Below are 6271 nucleotides of genomic sequence, written 5' to 3' on the forward strand. Positions count from 1 at the left end.
ACAACCTCATATCTTCAGTTTTCAAAGAACAACTTACAAGTATAGTGTAGCACGTTTGTTCGTATCACTCAACCATTTTGGCTAAAGCCAACCGACATTCATCTCCCACTTATTTCTGGGCTCCGCCCTGCACAAAATTGAAGAGGGAGTCTTCTGTCGGGAAATGATAAATGTACCAGGAATTAATAACGGATGAATGCCCGCCCCTGACGCCGTTTGTTTAATTTCTTCTTCTGTAAGGTCGTGATCTGGTGTCCAGCTCCAAGTCCAAACCCAACAGTTATCATCATCAATAGGCACCCATACATGTTCTCCTCTTGGAGCTCTTCCAAATGGCGGGATCATCGTATAAAAAGGCATTAGAAACTGTGTAATTCTCCAATAGAAGTTTTCCTCATCTGCTTCACGTCTTGCACTGATTAATAAACCGTAATCAGTATCGACTACTTCAAAACGCGGTGCCGTATCTTTCTCTAACAAAGAAGCACTCTGACTCTTTCTAGAAACCCCGATGCCTCCGACTGAACCTGAGTGAAGAATCGAAACATGACTAGAATCAATTCCACCCTCTAATCCCTGAAAATAATTACATTGTTGAACTTTTTTCGAAATATATCGTTGACTATCCGAAACAAGCATCCATTCTTGTTCTGGTAATTCCAGCTTTAATTATGGAAGGTATTAGGGTTAAATAGAAGAAATCTAAAGAACCTTTTGTTTTTAAATCCATTTCCAACGTTAAAATTTCTTTGACAAAACAAACTAATTACACAATTATTTAGGATGTCTCACCACTCATGAGAAAATGTCTACCTAAACAATTCCTTCGTATTCCAAACGTATACTTACTACATAGTTTGTATATGTTAAGAGAAAAACTAGGGAGGTTTTTAGTTGGAGTGGATTTTTTATCTATATCTGTTAAATACGTTCTTTCTGTTATTCATAGCCATTTGGGAAGTTCGTCGGCCTGCCAAGGCTTTGAATTGGATAATAATAGTCCTTATTTTGCCTGTCATTGGTTTCTTACTATATCTTAGCATATCAAATCCCAAGCTTATTCATCGTAAAAGATTGACCTCTTCTCATAATGAGTCTGATAAGTTACCTGATACATATAGTGATTCAGCATCGATAATCGCCGATGCTTTAAGGTATTTTACTGTAGGCGGGCTTCGAGTCGGCAAAGTCCAAGTACTAAACAATGGAATAGCAAAATATGAACAACTTATCGAGTCCCTACAAAAAGCCCAAAAAACCATTGATCTGGAATATTTCATCTATCGGAACGACCAAATTGGTAATCGCATTACAGAACTGCTGATCGAAAAAGCAGTAAATGGAGTGCGGGTTCGTTTTATTAGAGATGGTTGGGGGAGTAAAAAATTTCCGCGTCAAAAAATTCTTCAGATGGTGGAAGCAGGGATAGAATGTCGGACAATATTTCCTTTAAGTTTTCCCTGGCTTTTGTCCAATTGGACTTATCGGGATCATTGTAAGATTGTCACGATTGACAGAAAGGAATCCTTTACTGGCGGTATGAACGTTGGGTATGAATATACAGGATTAAAGCCAGACGTAGGATTTTGGAGGGACACTCATTTGCAAATTATAGGGGAAGCTACAGGCGACTTGCAGACTATCTTCGACGTTCATTGGAATATCGCTATACCAGAACGGATAAAGTCAAAAACAAAATCTGAGGCAACGAAAAAGGCCACTAAAATCCCAAAATATAAATCAAAGGAAATTAATCCAACCGGCAGCATAGATCTTTCAAGATGGTCTGCCGAATTAGGATCTGAGTTATGGCCTATAGAAGGTAAAACAGACAATATCCAAACAAAGACAGGAGAATTGCAACAAGCATACATCCATACGTTGGAAGGAAACCCTGGAATTCCTACACCAGTTATTCGTCAAGCTTACTTTATATGTATAACACAAGCGACTAAAACCATTGATATTACAACGCCCTACTTTATACCAGAAACAGATATTATTATGGCATTAAAGACAGCTGTGGCTCATGGTGTACGGGTAAGATTACTTGTTCCTCGCCATATTGATCAAAAAATCGTGGGCTTTGCAAGTCGTACCTATTACGGGGAACTTATAGAATCTGGGGTCCAAATCTACCAGTACGATAAAGGAATGTTACATGCGAAACTGATGATCATTGATGAGGAAATTGCAGAAGTAGGCGCAGCAAACTATGATATGAGAAGTTTTCGCCTGAATTATGAAGTGTGTCAATTCGTGTACAGTGCTGATGTGGCAAGGGAACTCACAGAGCAGTTCGAGAGGGATCTTACTGATTCTATACCATTAAGAATTGAAGACTTGTTGCAACGATCCCTGACCGAGCGCATTGTTGAACAGGGTTCTCGCCTGCTTTCTCCATTATTATAAGTTGATGTATCCTGTTTTTATTGTTCAATCTTAAATCTAGATTTAAAAAATTTCATTGTTTTTAAAATATTTCTGATTCATTTGAAAAAAATCGAAAACCCGTGTTAGAAGAACTTTCAACATGGGTTTTTTCTTATTTTACGATGGAAATTCATTACTAAAAAACGGTAATACTAAAAAGGCAGGTTCAAAGAGTTTGAATTCAAAAATATCTATTACCTTTTAATTTAAATATAGAGGTGATATCAATAGATAATATATTTGAAAATCTTAAGGAAATACGTTTATTAAAAGATAAGCTGTATCATTTAGAATTAAATGGTTGGCTAAAAAATGAGCTTTTAACTTGGGAATAGTGGATACTAGTCGTTTTTTTAGTTGTCCCTTGGGTTATATGGGCTAACTTGTTAAACGAGATATTATTTTAGAAATTTTGTTATTTGGTACCATAATTATCTTGACAAAAACCTTATTAGATGTAGTTGGTGCACCATATAGTTTTTGGGATTACCCCATTGCATTCTTACCTATTATTCCTCGGGCCTTTCCTTTTGATTTTTCAATGGTACCTGTAGCTTACATGTTGTTATATCAATATTTTAGAACATGGAAATCTTTTATTTTAGCCCAGATCATTATGGCACTAACATCTGCCTATATAGGTGAACCCTTTTGCGAGTGGGTCAAACTTGTTAATTATTTAGAGTGGAGATACAGATATTCAGTCATATATTACATCATTGTTGGAATTGTAACTCGAGCTTTAATACTAAAACTAGCCTCTATATCTAAATTCCAAGATCTTACAACTAAGTACAATTTAAATTGGAGGAAAAAACTTTGGAAGAAGTTAATATTGGTTTACTGACGATCAAAGTCATCGTTGGTTTTGCAACTTTATTTTTTATCATTATCATATCAGGCAGAACATCTATCTATCAGTTAACCCCGTTTCACTTAGTTTTTGTGTTAGTACTTGGAGATTTTTTAGGAAATACCATTTATCAAGATAAGGTAGCGATTTTTCACTTTTTATATGCCATCGGATTGTGGACGTTCCTTATGTTGGGAATAGAGTTTATAACTCTAAAAAATAAATCGGTACGTTCTCTCTTATTAGGCAATCCTAACATCATCATTCGAGATGGTGTTATGGACAGAAAGTTACTTACAAAGAACAAATTGGATGTAAATCAAGTATTGAGTATACTCCGTCAAAATAATGTCTTTTCAGTTCGCGAGGTCAAGTACGGTATATTGGAAGCTAATGGGCAAGTAAGTTTATTATTAAAGTCCAAGTATCAAAAACCAGACAAGCAAGATCTCAATCTTCCAGAAAGTCCAGTAGACCTCCCAACATCGTTAATTATAGATGGGGAAATTTTATGGGATAATTTACATGAACTCGGATTTGATCAACAGTGGTTAGATAACCAATTAAGTACCAATGGATATGATAAGGTAAAGCGTATACTTTACGCAGAGTGGCGAGAGAGTGAAGGCATACATGTAAGCCCTAAATAAAATTTGTTAGGATAGGAGCACATCAATTTTCTTGGTGAATATAATGTGGATTTAAAAAAACTCAACCAGTAAAAACTGGTAAATATATATTACAATCGGGCGCGATTGTGTAAAGAAAGGACATTACATATTAGTCATATAAAATATGTAATGTCCTTTAATCTATGTATCCTTTTTACATTTAGAGCTTGATAAGCATTGTTAAGGGGGGGTTCCTACACGAATGCTGGGACAGCACTGCATCAATCTATTCTACTTGAAGGTCATCATTCCTGAATGTTAGAAGTATTCAGGAATGATTTGTTCCTTCTCCCGTTTCAATCAAAAAGGGAGTATGTTGTATGAATGAGGAGTAATACTTTTTCAATACTAGCTTTTTTAATAAACGTTTTAATCTGGTTTTAATTACTTTTCTCAATTGTGGATGTCCATCATTCCGTACTATTAAGGGAAAATATCCACTTCACCTAAGAGATTTTTAAATATAAAAGGGGGTTCTTGACAGATATACTGTCGCACTTATCCAATAAGAATCAAGGTCATAAAAGAGGTTAATGCCATGCTTTTCTAGACGTTTTTCAAAAGAGAAAGAACGAATCGAATCCAATGGCTACTTCTAAAAAATGAAGTTTTAAAAGATCATTTCTACAGTTTTTTCAGGCTTTGAGAAAGAGGGGGTCTTTTCTGACAGCTTTTTTATTTTGGATTCTAAAACCAGACAATATTATTAGCCAAGGATAAGCTTAGATTGTTTAATAATTGGATTAGTTGAGAATCATCAATTGGATGAATACAAAAGTATTTTTAAAAATTATGATATAAAAGTAAAAAAAATGGTTCTATCACATGTGGAAGTGCAATAATTGGTTCTTTAAGTACGATAGTAGTATGTTTTCTATTCTGAATCCTTATAAAAACAGATAGATTCATATTTATATGTAGTAAATAAAATGTGGAAGATAAATTGTCATGAAAGAAAATAATTTTTGGACAAATTTTAAAGATTTATGACAGAATCCAAATGCCAATACGACCAGCGCTTGCATAGAAGCAGCTCTATTTGGGTGTATCAGCCCGGCATTAATTATTATTAATGGTCGTACAAACGGCGGGTTGACTTATACTGAAACGATCAGTTGGCTATTAGCAGTTGATTTCTTTGGAGGATTTCTTTGGGATTAAAATACCGCCAGCCCATTTCAGGTGCCTGCATCATTGCGGGTGCTATATTAGTGACGGGTGCCATAACACATTTTCAATTAATGAAGCGGGCGCATATTTAGTAGTCCATATCTTATCATTCTTCTTGGTTTGTCAGGCTTAATCTACGAAGTAATGAAGTTGATACCGGTTCCGATTGTGATGGGGATAATTGTTGGAGTAATGATCCGTTTTACAACAGAAATGATCACATCTATTACGATTTCACCATTACTAGCAGGTTCAGCTATTTTAGTATTTTTACTTTCGTCACGATTCTTGAAAAAAGTTCCACCTGTTTTATCTGCATTAGTCATAACTGTTTTATTGGCTTTCTTTACGAGTGAATTTAAAGTCGTGAATATTCATGATACAGTCATTCTCCTACAATTAATGGTACCAGTATTTAATTTTGATGCCATTGTGTCGATTGGGATTCCGCTTGCCTTACCCCTCCTTTGTTCGGAAAATGCTCAAGTAACTGAGTATTAATGAATCAAGGATATAAACCTCCAAATACCTGGATGGCGATTTACGGTTCTATTGTTGGCCTGATGGCTTCATTATTCGGTGGACATGCAATTTATATCGCAGGACCGATGACAGCTATCTGTGCAGCAAAAGAGGTACGCAAAAAAGAAAGACGGTATGCAGCATCGGTTGCGAATGGCGTGTTCTTCTCGATTTTTGGACTATTTGCGTCAATCCTTGTTCCCTTTGTTGTGGTTATGCCGACTGTGATCGTTACAGTGATCGCTGGACTAGCCATGCTAGGTCTTCTCATCAATTCACTATTTTCCAATAGTAAGTTTCAAATCGGTGCCTTTTTTACCTTCATTATTGGGATGCCAGGTGTGAACTTCTTTAATATCAGTGTGCCCATTTGGGCAATTGATGGAAGTTTATTTGTCTCGTTCCTTGTTGAAAAGGACCATTTTATATCGAGAGCAACGGTAGAAAAGGTGAAGGATTCAAAAGAAGAAACAATTACTTGAAATGGTCTAACTAGTAGATCAAACTCTTAAAGATTATTTATATTTTGATTATGCATGTGGATCATATCAATATGTTTCTGCCTTCCTTCCGTGAATTGAACTACTCACCGCTTAATTCCTGACGGAATTTGAAGCGGGAG

At 35.8% G+C, this 6271-nt stretch carries 6 protein-coding genes; 5 read left to right on the forward strand and 1 reads right to left on the reverse strand.

Translation table 11 applies throughout. The features are described 5' to 3' along the window. Positions 1 to 81 precede the first annotated feature (81 nt). Positions 82 to 639: an SRPBCC family protein gene (locus F4V44_RS27030; protein WP_191090881.1), complete on the reverse strand. Its 558-nt coding sequence runs from the start codon at positions 637 to 639 to the stop codon at positions 82 to 84. A gap of 255 nt (positions 640 to 894) precedes the next feature. On the opposite strand from F4V44_RS27030, the gene F4V44_RS27035 reads away from it, so the two are divergent. The 5 genes from F4V44_RS27035 to F4V44_RS28260 all read left to right on the forward strand — a co-directional run bounded on the left by F4V44_RS27035 (position 895) and on the right by F4V44_RS28260 (position 6131). After that, on the forward strand, positions 895 to 2412 hold the full coding sequence (locus F4V44_RS27035; protein WP_150443073.1) for a phospholipase D-like domain-containing protein: 1518 nt from the start codon (positions 895 to 897) through the stop codon (positions 2410 to 2412). 457 nt (positions 2413 to 2869) lie between these two features. Next, positions 2870 to 3280 carry a CBO0543 family protein gene (locus tag F4V44_RS28340; RefSeq protein ID WP_317978385.1) on the forward strand — a complete coding sequence of 137 codons (411 nt, stop codon included), beginning with the start codon at positions 2870 to 2872 and terminating at the stop codon, positions 3278 to 3280. Beyond that, positions 3253 to 3936: a DUF421 domain-containing protein gene (locus F4V44_RS27045; protein ID WP_150443074.1), complete on the forward strand. Its 684-nt coding sequence runs from the start codon at positions 3253 to 3255 to the stop codon at positions 3934 to 3936. The genes F4V44_RS28340 and F4V44_RS27045 overlap by 28 nt, the downstream gene beginning before the upstream one ends. A 1335-nt stretch (positions 3937 to 5271) precedes the next feature. Further along, positions 5272 to 5628, forward strand: a complete 357-nt coding sequence (locus F4V44_RS28255) for a benzoate/H(+) symporter BenE family transporter (protein ID WP_263406695.1) — start codon at positions 5272 to 5274, stop codon at positions 5626 to 5628. Then, on the forward strand, positions 5628 to 6131 hold the full coding sequence (locus tag F4V44_RS28260; protein WP_150443076.1) for a benzoate/H(+) symporter BenE family transporter: 504 nt from the start codon (positions 5628 to 5630) through the stop codon (positions 6129 to 6131). Before F4V44_RS28255 ends, F4V44_RS28260 begins: the two co-directional genes overlap by 1 nt. The last annotated feature ends 140 nt before the right edge of the window (positions 6132 to 6271 follow it).

This window comes from Niallia endozanthoxylica, from assembly GCF_008710145.1.
Lineage (GTDB): Bacteria > Bacillota > Bacilli > Bacillales > Cytobacillaceae > Bacillus_BD > Bacillus_BD endozanthoxylica.